We start from the raw sequence: 16,916 nt of genomic DNA, 5'->3' as shown, positions 1-16,916 counted from the left end.
GTGTGAGGTTCTGATGAAGCAGGCGTGCGTGCCCACGGAAGCGGAGTTCAAGCGGCTGGTAGCAGTGGTAGGACAGGGGAGACATGGCGCTCGGAACCGAGCTGTGCTGATGATCAGCTACCTGGCGGGCCTACGCGTCGGCGAAATCGCGTCGCTCCAATGGATCGATCTCCTCGACGGCGAAGGGAGGGTACGTGAGCAGCTCCGACTGAGCGCGGCTGCGACGAAAGGTGGTCACGCGCGTGTGGTGTTCATGAACGCGCGCCTGCGTCGCGAGATCGAGCAGTTCCGTGCCAGCCTGTCCGTCGCTCCTGACCTGAGGCTCCCCGTGCTGGTCACTCAGAAGCGCACGGCCTTCAGCGCGAACACGCTGTGTCAGCTGATGCGGGGTTGGTACGATCAGGCCGGCCTGGATGGTGGCTCGAGCCACAGTGGTCGCCGTTGGTTCATCACGCGGTTGGCTCATGCTGGGATCTCACCCAAGGCAATCATGATGCTCGCTGGGCATCGGCATCTCTCCACCACACAAAGATACATCGATGTCAACGACGAGATGATGCGAGCGGCTGTGGAGATACTTTAATCTTGGACTGCGCTTTTTCTGATGCAAATCGTGGCTGCCGCCTTGGATCTGCACGAACAACATAATTAGGCCGCCTACCCGGAAGCGGACGTTCCGGATCCGACCCGACCCTGTCGTTCCAGATCCCCAACGCGATGCCCGAGAGCGGACGTTGAGCCAGACGGTGTTGTTCGACCAAAATTGACCAGAGAGCAACCCCACCGCGCGAGAGGGCGCGCGCGAGGCGGAGCCCAGCGTGAGATTGCTCGCAGCGGTCGGCGCCTCATTAGGTGATGAAGCTAGGCAGGCATTCGAGCTTGAGCGCGCGGTCAGATACGGGAACAACAAACAATCGGTATGAAATCATAAATCGTTATGGCCGTATTATCTTTTGATTGGTTTTGCGGGAATATTTTGATCTTTTATGCTAATTGATCAAGTTCCGCGCCCGATCGTTTTTATTTATTAGACCCGGCTATCTTTATCTTCGTCGTAGGATAAATCCCGGCGCATGGTGCGGCACACGCCGCACGCTGCGAGGGCGATATGAGTTCAAATCCCATTCTATGGGCCACCGCCTTGATTATGCTGGCTGGTGGTCTGCTCATCCTTGCGACCGGCAAGCGCCGTACGTCGTCCGAGGGGCTCCACACCGTTCTTCACGGCATCGTCCCGATCATTGCAGCCTGCTCCTACCTCGCTATGGCAACTGGCCAAGGCTTGGTGATGCTGCCCACCAACGAAGCCGTCGCTGCAGGGGCGAACACCTCGATGCGGGTGTTCTACTTCGCCCGCTACATCGATTGGACCTTCACGACGCCCCTATTACTCGTCTCGCTGGGCTTCACCGCCATGCGGCATCTGCCCAAGCGCCATGGCGCGATTGTCGGCGCGGTGCTGGCCGACGTGATGATGATCGTCACGGCCTTCGCCTTCGGTGCCTCGGAGCTGGGCTGGACCAAGTGGACGTGGTTCATCGTCTCCTGCGTCGCCTTCCTCGGCGTGTACTACGCGATCTGGAAGCCCCAGATGGAGGCCAACGCCCTCGAGCGCGATGACGTGCAGGCAACCTACAAGCGCAACGCCACGATCTTGTCCGTCGTTTGGTTGGTCTACCCGGTCATCCTCGCAGTCGCGCCTGACGGCCTCAACATCGTCAGCGATGCCGTCAGCGTGCTGGTTATCGCGATCCTCGATGTCATCGCCAAGGTGATCTACGGCTACATGTCGGTGATGTCGGACACCAAGGCCACGGAGCGGGATCTGGCAGAGGATCGCCCAGACGCCGTCGCCATGCGTAGAACCGCTTGATGCCGTCGATGGGCGGAACGATGCGTCTCCTTCCGCCCGTCGCCGTAGCACCGCTGCTGTTTGCACTACCCGTTCTCGCCATGAGCCTTACGTTCCCGTGGCAGAAGCAATGGGTCTGCGCGGTCGCCCTGATCATCGTGCTCGGCGTGCCGCACGGTGCGCTCGACGTCGAGATCGGCCGCACCTTGCTGCAGCATCGCGTGGGTTGGGCGTGGTTCCCGCTGTTTGCCGTTCCCTATCTTGCCCTGGTTGCCGTCGTGCTCGTAGGGTGGCGGCTCGCTCCTGAGGCCACCCTGAGCGGCTTCCTGCTGCTGTCCGTATGGCACTTCGGAACCGAGGAGACCGGCAGCGGCGGCCTACCGGCTCTAGCCTTGGGGGGACTGCCGGTGGCCCTGCCGGTCCTCTTGCAACCCGCCGCTACGGCTGAGGTGCTGACGGCCATCTCAGGCGTGCTGTTCAATACCCCACCGCACTGGTTGGTTTGGGCGGGCCTGCTATGGCTGCCAATTGTGATCGCTTGGGCGGCTCGTACTCTTTTCCTCGGGCAGGTGCGCTCCCTGATCGTCCCTTTCGCCGCGGGCATCGGCTTCGCCATGCTGCCGCCCCTCGTAGCTTTCGCTCTCTACTTTGTCGTGGTGCATGCCCCAGCGCACACGTCCGCGCTCATTGATCATCCCACGCGCGCGCCCCGGGTGCGAGGCCCAGCTTCCGCATGGTGGAGGGCGCTGCCGACTACAATCCTCACGGTGTTGATTGGGGCAGCACTCTGGTTCGTTACGCCCGGTGAGCCAACGGTACGTCTGGTCTGCGTCACGCTCCAGCTTCTCGCGGCCTTGACCCTGCCGCACATGCTGTTTGATGCGTGGCTCACCCGGCATGAGCGGGCCAAAGCCACCGGACAGCATTAGGCAATTTTGGACGCAGCGCCGAACCCGTCCGGGTCGTGACGACACGAGGCACACGAGCGGCCTGAAGGGCGACTCGGAGTGACCCACACCAAGGACGCCACGATGCTTTCTTCCTGGTCGCTGCCGATGCTGCTTGCGTTCTTTGCGGGTGCGGCGAGCATCATCTGGTATGCCGGCATCAAACTCTTCGACACCACAGACGTGCTCGCCACCCGCCTTGGGCTCGGAGAGGCGCTTGGCGGACTGATCCTGCTCGCCATCGCCACCAACCTGCCCGAGATCGCCATTACGGTAAGTGCTGCCTGGCGCGGCAATCTAAGCATCGCTATCGGCAACCTACTCGGCGGCATCGGCGTGCAAACGTTGGTGCTCGTGGCCCTCGACGCGTTCAGCGGGCGAGGCCGACGACCCCTGACCTACCGAGCCGCAAGCCTCTCGCTGGCGCTCGAAGGCACCCTGGTCGTGGCAGTGCTGATCCTGGCCATCATGGCCAGCCGCCTACCCGAGAGCCTGATCGTGGCGCATGTGGCGCCGGGCGGTCTCGCGATTGCACTCGTTTGGATGCTCGGCATCTGGTTGATCGGGCGGTCGCGCAGCGACCTGCCCTGGCACGCTGGCAACTCGGCAGCGGAAGCGCAGAGCCGGCCGCAGGGCCACAGCCGGACACGTAAGTCGCAGGAGGCTGGGGTTAAGGGCGTCACGACGGTGCGCGCGGCAACCCTCTTTATGCTCGCAGCCCTGGCCACTCTGGTCTGTGGCGTGGCCCTTGAGATCAGTGGCGATGCCATCGCTGACCGGATCGGGATGAGCGGCGTCCTGTTCGGCGCGACCGTGCTGGCGGCAGCAACATCGCTGCCGGAACTCTCGACCGGCCTCGCTTCAATGCGGCTCGGCGACGACAAACTCGCGATCAGCGACATCTTTGGCGGCAACGCCTTCCTGCCGGTGCTCTTCCTCGTAGCGACGGTGATCTCCGGTCGCCCCGCGCTGCCGCAGGCGCAAGATACCGATGTCTACCTCGCTGGCCTCGGTGTGCTCCTCACCTGCGCCTACATCGCCGGGCTGATCTTTCGCCCGCAGCGGCGCGTGTTGGGCATGGGCATCGACTCGCTCGCCGTCCTCATCCTCTACGCGATCGGCATCGCAGGCCTCTTCGCCATCGCGTTGGCACCCGGACCTTGATCAGGAGCGGAGCGCTTGGAAGTGTACATCAAAGCACTGACGCTCTGGCTCGCTACCGGCACGGAGGCGGCTGCCGCGCTGATTATCGGTCTCGCCACCGTTGAGGCGACCATAGGCGCCCTGCTCCTGTTCCTGCCGGGCATTGGGCGGCATTCTGATCCGCAGGCTGCCAAGGAAGAGGTACGCCTGAGGCTCGGACGCTGGCTCGCCGTAGCGTTGGAGTTCGAACTCGGTGCCGACATCCTGCGCACGGCCGTGGCGCCGACCTGGTCGGAGATCGGCCAGCTTGCGGCCATCGCGGCGATCCGCACGCTACTGAACTATTTCCTGCAAAAGGAGATCGACAAAGCAGAAGCGCAAAGCGCTATGGCTGGTGAGCCCAGAGCTACATCGGATCAAGGTACGGCGCCGTGAGCAGCCTTGATCCCTGGATCTTGAGCCTCGCTACTCTGATCGAGTTCGGCGGTGGTCTCCTCGTCGTTGCGGGCTGCACGCGCGGCCTTTGGCACCTCGCGCTCGGGCGCGGAACCCGGCACAGTATCGTGAGCGCACGCCTGTTCGTGGCCGATGGCATCGTAGCAGGCCTCGGGTTTAAGACGGCCGCGACCTTGCTCAAAACGATTGAGTTGCGCAGTTGGGACGCGATCCTGATGTTCCTTGCCGTGTTCGCCCTGCGCGCCTTCATCAAGCAAGCACTGGCCTGGGAAGCGGCGCAGTTGCGACCCAATCACTCGATCAAATACAGATCTCAATGGGGAAATACCAAATTTTAGTAGGCTGGTATTTCTAACTTATTCGCATCTGAGTAGTAATAGATGATGACCGTGATTACACGTGATCGTAACGTCCGTTTGGGCGCATCCATCGCTTGAAAGCGGACAGGCTGAAAACCACCCGACCCAGACGTTGGCCTCTACCTCAACAGCCTGCAAGCGGACGTTCCAAGGGTCCGCTGAGGGTCAACTGCGGACCCGCTTCAGGCACGTGTCCACTCTGGGCGCAGCCGGTCCACCACACGCTCCAGCCGCACCTGACCGTAGTGCTTGTCGATCATGGCGAGCGAGGTTCGGCAATTCCGGGCCACGTCGAGCACTTCAGCGCCGTTGGCCAGCTGCTCACTGATGTAGAAGTGGCGCAGCGAGTAGGGCGTGCGCTTGATGCCCCTGTGGTCCCGCTCGAGACCGGCTGCCTTCACTAGCTCGGTGAAGCCATTGGCGACCGAGGTGATTCGTTTGCCCGTCTCGCTCGCGAACACTGGGTCCGTGTCTTCCGGCTCTCGACCCATGCTGCGCTGAAACAACATCCACAGGGTGTCAAACCACGGGATCGCCGCCTTCTGCGGAATGGCCTTGCCGCTCTTGCCCTTGCCCCGTGCCTGCAGCCGGATGTCCCGATGATCCGCGCTCTTGCCCCTGCCGGCGCGGTAGCCCAGCACGTCGCCCCAAGTGAGGTTGTACATCTCTGTGGGGCGCAGGCCTGAGAACGCGCCGATCATCACGTACGCATGCAGCACGGTGCGATCGCGCCGGGTGTGGTCGTCCAGCCGTTTGATGCGCCAACTGCGCCGGTCGCTGGCTCGGACCTCGACACCCGTGCCATCCATGATGGGGTCCACCAGGCGGCTGAGACTGACCGCCTCCAGCCGGGCGAACTCATGGGGCTCGAAGCTGGGCCGCCGGTTGTCAGGCGAGCGTCGGGCTTTGATCGTGATCTCCGGCGGGGTCTTGAGATAACCCTGGCGCGAGGCCCAGCGCAGCAGTGCGCGCAGCACCACGGTCTCACCGCGCTGGCGACTCAGGGAGGGCGCGGATCGCCGTACTGGTCGGCGCAGGCGATGGCCGTCACGCTCGTACTCGATGTGCGTGATGAGTTTGCCCGGCCCCTCGGTCCAGTAGGTGCGCCGCCACTCCGCGTAGCGCTCCATATCCGCTTCGCTCATCGCATCCACGGGCTTCGCACCGAAGAAACCCACGAAGTACCGGCGAATCACGGCGGGCTCGCTCTTGCCCTGATCGGCACGCCGTTCATCCCGCTCAACCTCGCGCAGGATCTGGGCGATGTACGCCTCGGCCACGCTTTCGAACGTGTGTGCCTTGGCCGTGAGCCCCTGCTTGGCGCGGTAGGTGGCCTCGTACCAGATGGCGTCAGCTCGGCGCTCTGCCTCCTGGAGGTCGTCCGTGTCGAGGGATCGCTTGAACTGGCCCTGGCCCCGGATGCTGAAGCGCACCTGCCATCGGGTGCTGCCCGCGCGCTGAAACAGCTGGTAGCGCTCGGCTCGGTCGTTGCCAGGGGTGCTCAAGATGCGGCCCTGTCTGGTTACTGCGGTGCGGCTGACTGCGCTAGAAGTGCGCTAGGGTGTTCCCAGAGCCCCCAGCAAACCGTTACGCCCGCACGACAATATTTGGAATGCGCTAGCGCTGCTCTAGGATTTAAAACCGAAACCCGCAGAGAGCAAGGCAAACAAAAAGCCCCGCTAAGTGCTTGGCGGGGCTTAGGAATTGTTGGTAGCGAGGGAGGGATTTGAACCCCCGACACAAGGATTATGATCTGAGCGCGAGCAGACCTAAGTTATTGATTCTGCATGGTCTGTATAAAGACTGCGCTTGAGCTGCGCTAAACAAGCAGCTTAAGGTACATGAGGTCAAATTTATTTAAATGATGGGTTGACTCCCACCTCGGGCTCGCCCTAGGCTTTGCGTGCATTTGGGTTAGCAGTGTCTCAGCATCGAGGGCATTTATTCAAGTTCAACTTGGGTAAGGTGCCGTCGTAGAGCCTCCGCAATCGATGATCTATAGCAGGACCCTAGTCCTGCATAGTTTTCGATTTGATGTGCTTCGGCGCATCGGCGGGGGCGAAGCTGTGTCTAAGCCCAAGTCGATGTTCCTTGCAGTCAAAGCCCGAATGCGCCCGACGTGCATTTGCACGAGGCGGACTGCTTAGACGCTTTAGTGCGTTGTGCAATTCATCTCGTCTGTTGCCCGTCGGTTTTCGTAACCGATGCTTTGGCAAGGACCAAACATGACGATTAGAAATACTAGAATCGATCCGTTTATGGCCGTGAATAATGGCAAGGGGCCAGGCTTCAGGGTGTCTGCCATCGCCTCTACGAAGCTAGGGCAAGATGGCCTGGTCTACGTAAGTGGCCACGGTGACAATCGCCTTGTCGCGGTGATCGATCCTTCCGAGATCGGAGAGGAATACGCTGACAAGCCTGAGCTTGTGCTAGTGGAGCTCAATCGCGCTGTATCTCAGTACAGCGTTGGGCGACCCGTCGTTGTTCCAGCATGGGCCATCGCTGATCTCGACTAAAAACGCAGCACTATGGAAGGGGCCCGAAATGGGCCCCTTCTTTTTTGTCGCGGTGTCTTTGGAATTTGTGTTCCGGGTCCGTCAAATGACTGAAATCAATAAGCAAAATGCTCGGTGTAAAACTTCCGATGGGGACACAAGCGGCGGTACACCAGGTGGTCGCCGTTCATCGCTCAAGTCGCGCCTCCGAGCTTCATCAAAACCCTTCATCGCACCGCCCATTCACATCGCCTGTGGGATTGATGCAGAATGGGTCACGCGGGTCGATGCCGTCACGGGCAAGCCCTACAACCAGATCCTCAGCTACCAGCTGGCGCTGGATTTTCGGGGCCGGAGGGTCGAGCTGATTCGCTATACCCGCGGCAAGACGCGACGGCATAGAATAACTCTGGAGCGCCTTCTCGAACTTGGCATTCGAAAGGCCATCAAAGAAGGCGTGCTTCCGGACTGGCCTGATCAAGTCACGGTATTCTGTCATTTTCTACGCGCGGACATCACTGCGTTCGACAATTTCTGGCCTCGCAAGCGCGAGTTCGATGGCATCGGGCGAACCTACACGGCGGCTTCGGTGCGCTATGATCTCGACCTAACGCCGGAAGACGCCGAGCCTTCCAAGGGAAAGAGTGGTGAAGGCCGTCGAAACTCCATGAGCCTGTGGGCCGGCGGTCGAGGGCGTACTCCTCGACGCGTGTCCGTACGCTTCGTTGACACCGTGCTTCTCACACCCGGTCGAGGGAGCTTGGACACCGCAGGCAAACTAGTCGATTTAGAAAAGGTTGAGTTGCCTGATGGTTATCGCATCGACCGCATGGACTTATTTCTCACGTCTAACCGCGAGAAGTTCGAAGATTACGCGCTTCAAGACGCTCGTATCGCTCTGGAATATGGACTCAAGCTTCAGAATCTAGCCGAAGAGATGGGGCTCAAACGTTTTCCTTCTTCCCTAGCAGGTTTTGCCGTCGCTATTGCCCGACAGGAAATTCAGCGAACCGGTCTTACGCTTGAAGACGCCTTCAGTTTCGAGACTGTCCAGCAGACCGTCTATAGTGCCGTCACTGGAAAACTCCGTACCAGGATCGAGCGGCAATCCATTTTCTCTCGTCAGGTCTTCGATGAGCTTGCGGCGTTGGGTTATCACGGTGGTCGGAATGAGGCTTACACGTTTGGACCAACTGAAACTGGTGTCTTCTACGATCTCGATCTTCCCGGCGCTTATACTACTGCGATGTGTCTGTTGAAGCCGCTGGACTATGCCAACGCCTAAGAGTCTCTAACAAAACCGGGTTTGGCGCGTTGGGTGGAGATGGCGAGACCGCTCCTTCCCGATGGCCTGTGGGCCGAGATCGCACCGCTGCTGCCGCCTGAACGGGCCAAGCCGAAGGGCGGTCGGCCTCGAACCTCCGACCGCGCGGCACTGACGGGGATCCTGTTCGTGCTGCGCTCGGGCACGCCCTGGGAGTTGCTGCCCCGGGAGATGGGCTGCGGTTCGGGGATGACCTGCTGGCGGCGCTTGCGGGATTGGCAGAAGGCCGGAGTGTGGGACCGTCTGCAGCATGCGCTTCTCAACCGGCTCGGTCGCCAGAACGGCATCGACTTCAGTCGAGCTTCCCTCGACAGCGCCTCGATCGCCGCCAAAAGGGGGGCCCGGCGACGGGCCCGAACCCAACCGATCGTGGCAAGCCGGGCACGAAACGCCACATCGTCACCGATGCGAAGGGCATCCCCCTCGCCCTGAAGCTGACGGGGGCGAACGTCCATGACAGCCGAATGCTGGAGGCGGTCGTGGATGCCGTCCCGCCGATCCGCTCATGCTGGGGACCGCCGCGCGAGCGGCCCTCGAAGCTGCACGCCGACAAGGCCTACGACCACCGCCGCTGCCGTCAGGCGCTGACCCGCCGCCGCATCCAGCCCCGCATCGCCCGGCGCGGGATCGAGAGCAGCCAGCGGCTGGGACGTCGCAGGTGGGTCGTCGAGCGGACCCTGGCGTGGTTCGCCCAGTTCCGTCGCCTCGCCATCCGCTACGAGCGGCGAGCCGACATCCATCTCGCCTTCTCGACGCTGGCTGCCGCCCTCATCGTCTGGCGCTTCATCGAACGATGGTTTTGTTAGGCGCTCTAAATGTCGCAACGTGTTGTGGAATATGAACCGGACGTCATGGGGGTCGCTCAGGTCCGCTTCGTATTTCCGCCTGGTACTCGTCATCCAAGCTTGCCGGTTCGAACCGACAGCGGTCTGCTGTTTCCGCTTGAGGGCGTGAGCGTCTGCACAGCACCGGAAATCGCTGCTGCCATGAATCAGGGTGCGCAGCTTGAAATTCTTCTAGGGGTGATCATCCCCTGGGCATCGAACATCCCGATTTTCGAAAGCTTTACGCGCCGGATTCAAACGCGACGACGTGAAGCAGGTAAGGGTTCACCTCTCGAACTCCTGTGGAAGGAGATCGGCAACAGCTTGTACGGGAAAACTGCCCAAGGTGTTCACCTCAAACGAGCTTTCAATCCACGCTTGGGTCGTATGGATACGATGCCGCCCTCAGCGATCACATCGCCATGGTTTGCAGCCTTTGCGAGCGGCTTCGTGCGAGCCCTGCTGGGGGAGATCCTGGCTGGCGTGCCCGAGAACCGGACCGTTGTTAGCGCTACTACGGATGGATTTTTAACCGATGCCAGTCACGAGGAACTGCATCTTAACGGCGTTCTTTGCCAGATATTTTATGATATTAGAGAACGCTTGTTCCCGAATGACGATGGTAGCCCGCTGGGACCCAGGGATCTTCTCGTAGAGAAGCACATCGTGGGTCAAGTAATTTCTATGAGGACTCGGGGGCAATTTACAGGCGAGTTTCTTCCTGGAAAACTTAAGCCGGTACTGGCAAAGGCCGGCGTGAAACCCGCTGCGCCCCAGGACCAGCATAACGATTACATTCGAAAGCTTTTCCTTGATCGGCAACCCGGACAGCTGCACATTCAAACCTCGCTGATCTCGCTGCAGGAGCAGTGGCACACTGAGAGTGATCTCATCACTGTGACGAAAAACACTCGGCTCAACCTAGAATATGATTTCAAGCGACGGCCGATCAAGCCGGTTGAGCGCGCCGTACAGGGCAGGTTGCACTTGGCCTTCGATAGTGTCCCCTGGCGCAATGTAGCTGAGGCACGAGAGGCGATCGTTCGCTTCAAGTCGTGGAGTCGCGGTCAGGGTAGGCCCGAGGACCAGGGTTACGTGCCGGGCAGGCTGCTGAAGATGCTGCCCGATTTTCTGGCCTGGCAGGCCTATCACACCATGGCGGCGCCCGTGCGGGCGGCTGGGGTGGGTTTGCGCGGCGACGGGCCTCTGGGACACCTCTACCGGCAATTCCTGCGGGCACTGGTTCGAGGGGAGTGGGGGCTGAGCCTGGTTGACCCCGCCACAGGCCATCGCAGCACGTACGGCGAGATCGCTCACTGGCTCGTCACGATCGGTTTTCCCGATGCCAGCGTGGATGATCTCAAGAACGCCAAACGCAGCACGGCCAAGCTGGCTGCGCAAACGATCTTCCTGAACGAGGATGTGGCGCAGCTGCTCCGGGCGATCGTCGAGCAATACCCTGGCTTTGATCTGGAGCAGGCCATGCATCCGGATCACCTCATGGAGGCGCAATCCCTGTTCTCGTAGTTGAATCTGATGCTCGCCCCCGGAGGTCTACAACGGGCTGGGGGGCGGGCAATGAGCTTTGCGCGGAAGCGGACGTTCTGCCCCCGACCCAACTCGGTCGTGCGGGCGCCCAGACCTGGTGTCTCGAAGCAGACATCAAAGAGGTTCGACGCCAGGGCTTCTGTTCCGTTCTCTCCATCTCAGGCGGTAAGACCCCTCAGCCTTTCAGCCAGACTCGCCGACGCAAGGTCGCCGCGGTTGAGGATTTGGCTCGCGCCGCGAAGCTTGCTCCGGTCGTCCGCCGAGAATTCTCGGCCCGTCAGGACAATCACCGGGATGTCCGCGCAGCCTGGTACGGTTCGAACACCCTCCAAGAAGCCGAAGCCGTCCATAATGGGCATGTTCAGGTCCACGATCACGACGTCCGGCTTCGCATCTACAGCGTGCTGCAAGCCTTCCTCGCCGTTCGAGGCTTCCACGACTGACCAGCCGTCCTCCTCCAGGGTCGAGCGCATCGCCATGCGGGTCATGGCCTCGTCTTCGACCAGGAGCACGGTGCCGCGTCGGTCCGTCTCCGCCAGTCTGAACTGGTTCACGATCTTACCGAACCGAGACCAGTCGACCGGCTTCAGCATGTAGTCCGCGGCGCCGAGCGAGGCCGCGAGATTGCGCTGGTCCACGGACGTCACCATGACGACCGGGATCGGAGCTAGCATCTCATCCGCTTTGATCTGGCTCAGCACCGACCATCCGTCCACCCCCGGCATCATCACGTCCAGCAGGATGGCCCGCGGCCGCAGCCTCCGGGCGAGGTCGAGCCCGCTCCTGCCGTTCGTGGCCGTCTGGACCCGGAAACCCTCGCGATGAAGGAACCGCGTCGTGAGCGCGAGTTGGTCCATATCGTCGTCGATGACTAGAATGACATCGCCTCCCACCTCGTTGTCGGCGATGATGTCGGGATCGGGCGAGGCTTGCCCGTCGACGGGCGGAACGAAGGTCGCCGGCACGGTGAACGTGAAGGTGCTGCCCTGGCCGGGGACGCTGGACACCGTGATGGTCCCCGCGAGCAGGTCGGCGAAGGCACGTGTGAGCGACAATCCGAGCCCGGTCCCGCCGAAGTTGCGCGTCGTGGACGCATCAGCCTGTTCGAAACGGCGGAACAGGCGGGATACCTGCTCGGCCGTCATCCCGATCCCAGTATCCGTAACAGAGAACGAAAGCTGGTTGACAGCAGAGGCGTCGGTCGTGCGCGAAGCGGCAAGGGTAATCGTCCCACTTTCCGTGAACTTGGCCGCGTTGCTCAGAAAATTGAAAAGCACTTGTCGCGTTTTGGTTAAGTCGGAATGCATCCAGTCCAGCCCGGGCGCGAGCTGCAGCTCCAGGGTGTTGCCCTTCTTGCCGACCAGCGTTGCGACGGACCCTGCCACGTCACGCAGCATATCCTCTACCGCGAAATCTTCGGTGTAGACCTCCATTTTGCCGCTCTCGACCTTGGATAGGTCCAGCACGTCGTTGATGAGTCCAAGCAGGTGACGGGCGTTGCGCTCGACCTTGCCAATATCAGCTACGAGGTCCGACGCTTCGCAACCGTCCGTAATTTCTTCCCCCATCATCTCGCTGTAGCCGATGATGGCGGAAAGCGGGGTGCGGAGTTCATGGCTCATATTGGCCAAGAAATCGCTCTTGGCTGTGTTGGCCAACTCAGCCGCTTCCTTGGCGGCTTCCGCCGCGGCATTGGCGCTTGTCAACGCCGCCTCTCTGTCGACAAGGATGTGGTTTGCAGCGTTGAGCCGCTCCAGCGTGGCTTCATTTTGCACGACAGACCGGCGCAGGGCGTGGCAGATCCACACCATGGTCGTGCCGACCGTTACGTACTGACACAGCAGGGCGACGTCGACGCCGTTGAGCATCCCGTCCCGCATGTAAAACCATGCGGCGATCAGGGTGGACAACGACAATGCTAGCGCCCCCGTACGCCAGCCGAAAGCCAAGCTCACGACCAGGAGGACCGGGATGTACAGCAGAAACGGTGCGACATAGGCTGGAGCCAGGAACCGGACGAACGTCATTGCGCCGACGAACAACAGCGTGATGCCGTAGTTGGTGACCGGCGAGGAGCGTCGGCGGGCGACCGTCCCAATCAGTTTGTGCAAGCTGCTCATGTGACGTCAGTGTCACGCGCCGGATGCTTTTGAAAGCGACCGGTTCCTGCCACTGCGCACTCTGGACCGAAACGAACGTCGCTGAAGGATGTCTCCGTCGAAGATCATGCTCCGGTGGGTTGGACGACTGGCTTTGACGCAGAGCCGTTGATCGTTGTGGTTCGAGAGAACGTCCAGTTCTCGATTTTCCCCTCGAAAGCGGACCAGCAGAAACCACCCAAAACGGCCTTCCCGCTTCCGACCCAACCCAGTCGTTTGGGTTCCTCGACGAAATACCCGGAAGCGGGCGATTAGCTACCCGCTTCCGTACGAAGCACCAAGGCCGTACATCCCATTGCACTCTACGGTAGGTTGATCGCCCCACGTGGCTCCGCGATGGTGTGACCGTTCCGCTCGGCACGGAAGCGCTTGCCCATCTCGTAGGCCTGCTTGCGCGAGCGCATGATGCCACCGAGGGGGCGATGAGCGGCGAGCCCGTGCCAGGGGCTGAACGACAGGCCGTCGTCGACCGCGCTCGACCGGGCCTCGCTCCAAGCCGTCTGCGGCTTCACCCGGATCCGCGCCACGGTCTGGTAGAGGCTCTCGGTCTCGGGCCAGACCGTCGCGGCGTTCTCGACAGGCATCGTGTCGAGGCTGGTGCAGAGCTGCGCCCTGACCTCCCAAAGCCCGCCATTCGCCCGGAAGAACTCGATCACGGCTTCCCGGATGGCGTTGGGACCTCCGTCCTCCGCCAGGGGCTTGTCGGTCAAAGCCGTCAGTTCGGGCGCGACCGGTACCACGGACAGCTTGGCGACGTAGTCGCCGAAGCGAACGGGCACCTGGCTGTAGAAGGTCTCTCCGAGGATGTGGGTCTCGGGCTGGCCGCCCATCGTCGCGACGGTGGCGTTGGGCATACCGGTGGTCGAGACGATGATCTCCTGGACGCCGCGCATCGCGCCCGAGACGACCTTTTTGAAGCCCTCCGCCTTGTCGGTCGTAGCCGCGAGCAGCTTTAGGGTGGCGAGGAATGCCTTCGGCGTCGGCGCGCCGAAGGCGGGTCCGTTGACCAGCACGAGGTCCTGGGTAACGTCCCCTTCGGAACCCTCCAGCCGCTCGCCCTCGACGCCGATGATCTTCACGGCGAGGCCGCGGGGCGTCGAGACGCTGTCGTCTAGAATGTCGCCCGGAATGGTCGAGAGGCGCATGATGACGGGATAGGTCGCGGGATTGGAGAACAGGCCCTGGGCCAACATGGGCGGAAGGTCCGAGGCCACCTCAAGCTCGCCCTCAAGGAACCCGTGGCTCTTGGCGTGGACGCTGCGGATCGCGTGGCCGCCGTCCGCCAAAGTCTTCTCGCTGACCGAGCGCATCGTCTCCATCAGGCCCTGCGCCGTCTCTGCCTCGTCGTCGGCGACGGTTTCGACGTCGGGGCTGTAGCGAAGATAGAAGGCGCTCGCATCGACCATGATCGTTCCTCGGGGCGGGAGCGCTGGAACAACCGGGGACCGGTCGCCTTTCGTCCTCACCCATTGAACATGGCCAAGGCCACCCGACCTCCACGGTTCCAAGGGCTCGGTCCGGTCGAACGCTCGCGCACGCGATCCGAACGATGGAGCACCGAGGGGAGGCCAATCGGCGTCTTGACGAGATCAGGTCGGCTCGGTGTCCGGAGGCTCGCCCTCGATGCGCTCCGGCTCGCCTTCGTCCATTCCACCGACCAGGCGGAACTGGCTCGGCGCTGTCCCGAACTCGATCTCGAACGCCTTGCTGAACGCACTCCGGCTCGCGTAGCCGACGGTGGCGGCGATGACTTTCACCGGCAGGTCGGTGCCGCTGAGGAGACGGGAGGCGATCCGCAGGCGGACCCTCTGGACGAACTCCATCGGACCTTGCCCAAAGGTCGCAGCGAACACTTCCGCGAAGCTGGTCCGGCCCATGCCGGCGAGGGCCGCTAAGCCGTCGACGGAGTATGGCGCACCCGGCTGTTCGAGAACCGCCAGGACGGCGCGGGCGAGCTTTGGGTTCTGCAGGGCTGCTAGGATGGGGGACGTGAAGTCGCTCGCCGCAAGGTGCCTGCGCAGGAGGATGATAAGGCACTGCTTCATCAGCACCTCCGTCATCGCCTGTGTCGCGAGATCGGGGCTCGTTACCTCTGAAAGCATGAGGTCGAAGGCATAGCGCAGGACCGGATCCGCGGGGAAAGTCTCAACCATCGGGGCCCGGAACAGCTCGAACAGACCCATCGCGCCGGTGTGGGTGTCGGCGATCTGGCCACATACGAAAAGCGCATCAGGGCTGCCGTCGCCGGCCGTAAAGGAGATGAGGCCGTCACCGTGGAGGACGCAGTGATCCTCGGCGCGGACCTCGCCGACGCAGTCCTCGGCGGCGCCGAGGCTGTGCGAATGCCGGGCCGGCACGACGATGATGGTGTGCGGCGCGAAGCACCGCCAGGGTCCCTGCCCGACCCGAAGGCTTCCGGTCCCGCGCAGCACGTAGTGGACGGTGATCGCCTCGAACGGGCTGAAACCCAAGCGCCATCCGCGCTGTATGGTGCAGATGGAGAACGAGCGCAGCCGGACCGCGAGCGTGACGAGAAGGCGGTCGAGAAGGTCGGCTCCCATGGTTGCGGACTATGCGTCACTGTTGGCGAAAGCTCCAACGATTTTGAGCAGTTGGAGCAGCGAAGCTGACACGCTGCTTCCGACCCAACCCGGACGCGTGAGCAGCCATCCGCCTCTCCTAAAAGCAGCCATTAGGCGGTCCCTCAGCTGCCCCTGCCTGATGTCACAAACTGTACCTAGTGCTCTGACGCCGACAAAACGTGCACAGACTAACTTGGTTTTCCAAGCCATATCAGCGCGTTAGCGAGCTAGCACGTGGTGCGTTCGTTCGCGTCTATGCAGTAGCTCGATGCTCAAACCGGGAGTAGCGAATGTATCCTTTTCTCCAAGCATCGAGCAATGCTGCCTGCGTGATGAGGGTCATTCCCAGCTCGATCCCTAACGATAATGCGCTCTCGGGAGAACACACCCTGTCCCGCAATCCCTTGATTAGAAAAACTTCAGATTTGAACTGCTGTAAATGTGTGATTTTTAGCACTTTTCTGGCTTGATCGCTTAGTTGTGAACGTCGATGACGTCGGTACTGCGCCGCTTATGGCGCGTGCCTGCGTGATTCATGTCCAATCGCTTCTCGCTCCTCCCTATCCTCCTCGCTTCCACCGCTCTCGCCAGTCCAGTGGCGGCACAGGAAGCCGTTCAACTCAATGAACTATCGGTTGTGGCAGCTGCGCCAGGCAACTCCTATCCAGTCCCTAGTCCGGGCGGACTCAATCTCAGCGCAGGCGATGGTGGCACGGCTGCCACCAGTGGAGGTGGCGGCGGGCCCTCCGGGGTCACCGGCTATACCGCTCGCGTTTCTACGGCCGCGACGAAGACCAACACGCCCCTGATCGAGGCCCCACAGTCGGTTTCGGTGGTCACCCGCGAACAGCTCAACGACAGGAACGTCCAGACTTTCACCGACGCAATCAACTACGTTCCCGGCGCTATCTCCGCCCGGTCCGGCTTCGACCCGCGCTTCGACCAGATCTTCATCCGCGGCTTCGATGTTCTGACGAATCAAGGCATCTACCGTGATGGTCTACGGGTGATCGGCAGCGGCTTCGCCTATCCGAAGAGTGAACCTTATGGCGCCGAAGCGGTAACCATCCTGCGTGGCCCGGCCTCGGGCCTGTACGGCCTTGGCTCGCCGGGCGGTATCCTCGATATCACGAGCAAGCGTCCCGTTTTCGTGCCGTTCGGCGAGGTGCAGTTCCAGGCCGGCAGCTTCGACCGCTACCAGGGCAACTTCGACTTCGGCGGTCCGGT

Annotated in this window: 14 protein-coding genes; 10 read left to right on the top strand and 4 right to left on the bottom strand. The window is 61.8% G+C overall.

Features of this window, described 5'->3' with window-relative positions:
• Nucleotides 1-13 precede the first annotated feature (13 nt).
• From MKK53_RS21855 to MKK53_RS21830, 6 genes are all read left to right on the top strand, one after another.
• A complete protein-coding gene (locus tag MKK53_RS21855) occupies nucleotides 14-583 on the top strand; it encodes a tyrosine-type recombinase/integrase (protein WP_243930876.1) in 570 nt (189 codons plus the stop codon).
• Nucleotides 584-1,108: 525 nt separating this feature from the next.
• Complete coding sequence (locus MKK53_RS21850; RefSeq protein WP_243930875.1) at nucleotides 1,109-1,873, top strand: bacteriorhodopsin; 765 nt, start codon at nucleotides 1,109-1,111, stop codon at nucleotides 1,871-1,873.
• Between the two features lie 8 nt (nucleotides 1,874-1,881).
• On the top strand, nucleotides 1,882-2,781 hold the full coding sequence (locus MKK53_RS21845) for a Brp/Blh family beta-carotene 15,15'-dioxygenase (RefSeq protein ID WP_243930874.1): 900 nt from the start codon (nucleotides 1,882-1,884) through the stop codon (nucleotides 2,779-2,781).
• A gap of 78 nt (nucleotides 2,782-2,859) precedes the next feature.
• Nucleotides 2,860-3,963 (top strand): sodium:calcium antiporter, encoded by a 1,104-nt coding sequence (locus tag MKK53_RS21840; protein WP_243930873.1) that lies wholly within the window; start codon nucleotides 2,860-2,862, stop codon nucleotides 3,961-3,963.
• A 21-nt stretch (nucleotides 3,964-3,984) separates the two neighbouring features.
• The gene (locus MKK53_RS21835; protein WP_243930925.1) at nucleotides 3,985-4,377 is read left to right on the top strand and encodes a DUF1622 domain-containing protein; all 393 of its coding nucleotides are present in this window, start codon (nucleotides 3,985-3,987) and stop codon (nucleotides 4,375-4,377) included.
• Nucleotides 4,374-4,736, top strand: a complete 363-nt coding sequence (locus tag MKK53_RS21830) for a DUF1622 domain-containing protein (RefSeq protein ID WP_243930872.1) — start codon at nucleotides 4,374-4,376, stop codon at nucleotides 4,734-4,736. Before MKK53_RS21835 ends, MKK53_RS21830 begins: the two co-directional genes overlap by 4 nt.
• A 203-nt stretch (nucleotides 4,737-4,939) precedes the next feature.
• On the opposite strand, the gene MKK53_RS21825 is transcribed toward MKK53_RS21830, so the two are convergent.
• The gene (locus MKK53_RS21825) at nucleotides 4,940-6,262 is read right to left on the bottom strand and encodes a tyrosine-type recombinase/integrase (protein ID WP_243930871.1); all 1,323 of its coding nucleotides are present in this window, start codon (nucleotides 6,260-6,262) and stop codon (nucleotides 4,940-4,942) included.
• Between the two features lie 1,039 nt (nucleotides 6,263-7,301).
• Here MKK53_RS21825 and MKK53_RS21820 point away from each other — a divergent pair.
• The 3 genes from MKK53_RS21820 to MKK53_RS21810 all read left to right on the top strand — a co-directional run bounded on the left by MKK53_RS21820 (nucleotide 7,302) and on the right by MKK53_RS21810 (nucleotide 10,927).
• Nucleotides 7,302-8,537, top strand: coding sequence for a hypothetical protein (locus tag MKK53_RS21820; protein WP_243930870.1), 1,236 nt, complete (start codon nucleotides 7,302-7,304; stop codon nucleotides 8,535-8,537).
• A 39-nt stretch (nucleotides 8,538-8,576) separates the two neighbouring features.
• Nucleotides 8,577-9,382, top strand: a protein-coding gene (locus MKK53_RS21815; RefSeq protein WP_243930869.1) for an IS5 family transposase whose coding sequence is annotated in 2 segments (ribosomal slippage) — nucleotides 8,577-8,907 and nucleotides 8,907-9,382 — 807 coding nt in all. Because the reading frame shifts where the segments join, the coding sequence is not laid out codon by codon here.
• 9 nt (nucleotides 9,383-9,391) lie between these two features.
• Entirely contained in the window at nucleotides 9,392-10,927 is a 1,536-nt protein-coding gene (locus MKK53_RS21810) for a hypothetical protein (protein ID WP_243930868.1), read from the top strand.
• 179 nt (nucleotides 10,928-11,106) lie between these two features.
• Here the strand turns inward: MKK53_RS21810 and MKK53_RS21805 are convergent, their stop codons facing one another.
• The 3 genes from MKK53_RS21805 to MKK53_RS21795 form a co-directional block, all read right to left on the bottom strand.
• The gene (locus tag MKK53_RS21805; RefSeq protein WP_243930867.1) at nucleotides 11,107-13,068 is read right to left on the bottom strand and encodes a response regulator; all 1,962 of its coding nucleotides are present in this window, start codon (nucleotides 13,066-13,068) and stop codon (nucleotides 11,107-11,109) included.
• A 341-nt stretch (nucleotides 13,069-13,409) separates the two neighbouring features.
• Entirely contained in the window at nucleotides 13,410-14,513 is a 1,104-nt protein-coding gene (locus tag MKK53_RS21800) for a catalase family protein (protein WP_243930866.1), read from the bottom strand.
• A gap of 183 nt (nucleotides 14,514-14,696) precedes the next feature.
• Nucleotides 14,697-15,668 carry a helix-turn-helix domain-containing protein gene (locus tag MKK53_RS21795; protein WP_243930865.1) on the bottom strand — a complete coding sequence of 324 codons (972 nt, stop codon included), beginning with the start codon at nucleotides 15,666-15,668 and terminating at the stop codon, nucleotides 14,697-14,699.
• 556 nt (nucleotides 15,669-16,224) lie between these two features.
• Here MKK53_RS21795 and MKK53_RS21790 point away from each other — a divergent pair.
• Nucleotides 16,225-16,916, top strand: a 692-nt coding sequence (locus tag MKK53_RS21790; RefSeq protein WP_243930864.1) for a TonB-dependent siderophore receptor, incomplete at its 3' end; no start/stop codon positions are given.

Source organism: Methylobacterium sp. J-076, assembly GCF_022829405.1.
In the GTDB taxonomy this organism is placed as follows: domain Bacteria; phylum Pseudomonadota; class Alphaproteobacteria; order Rhizobiales; family Beijerinckiaceae; genus Methylobacterium.
This window is presented reverse-complemented; position numbering and strand designations above follow the sequence as displayed.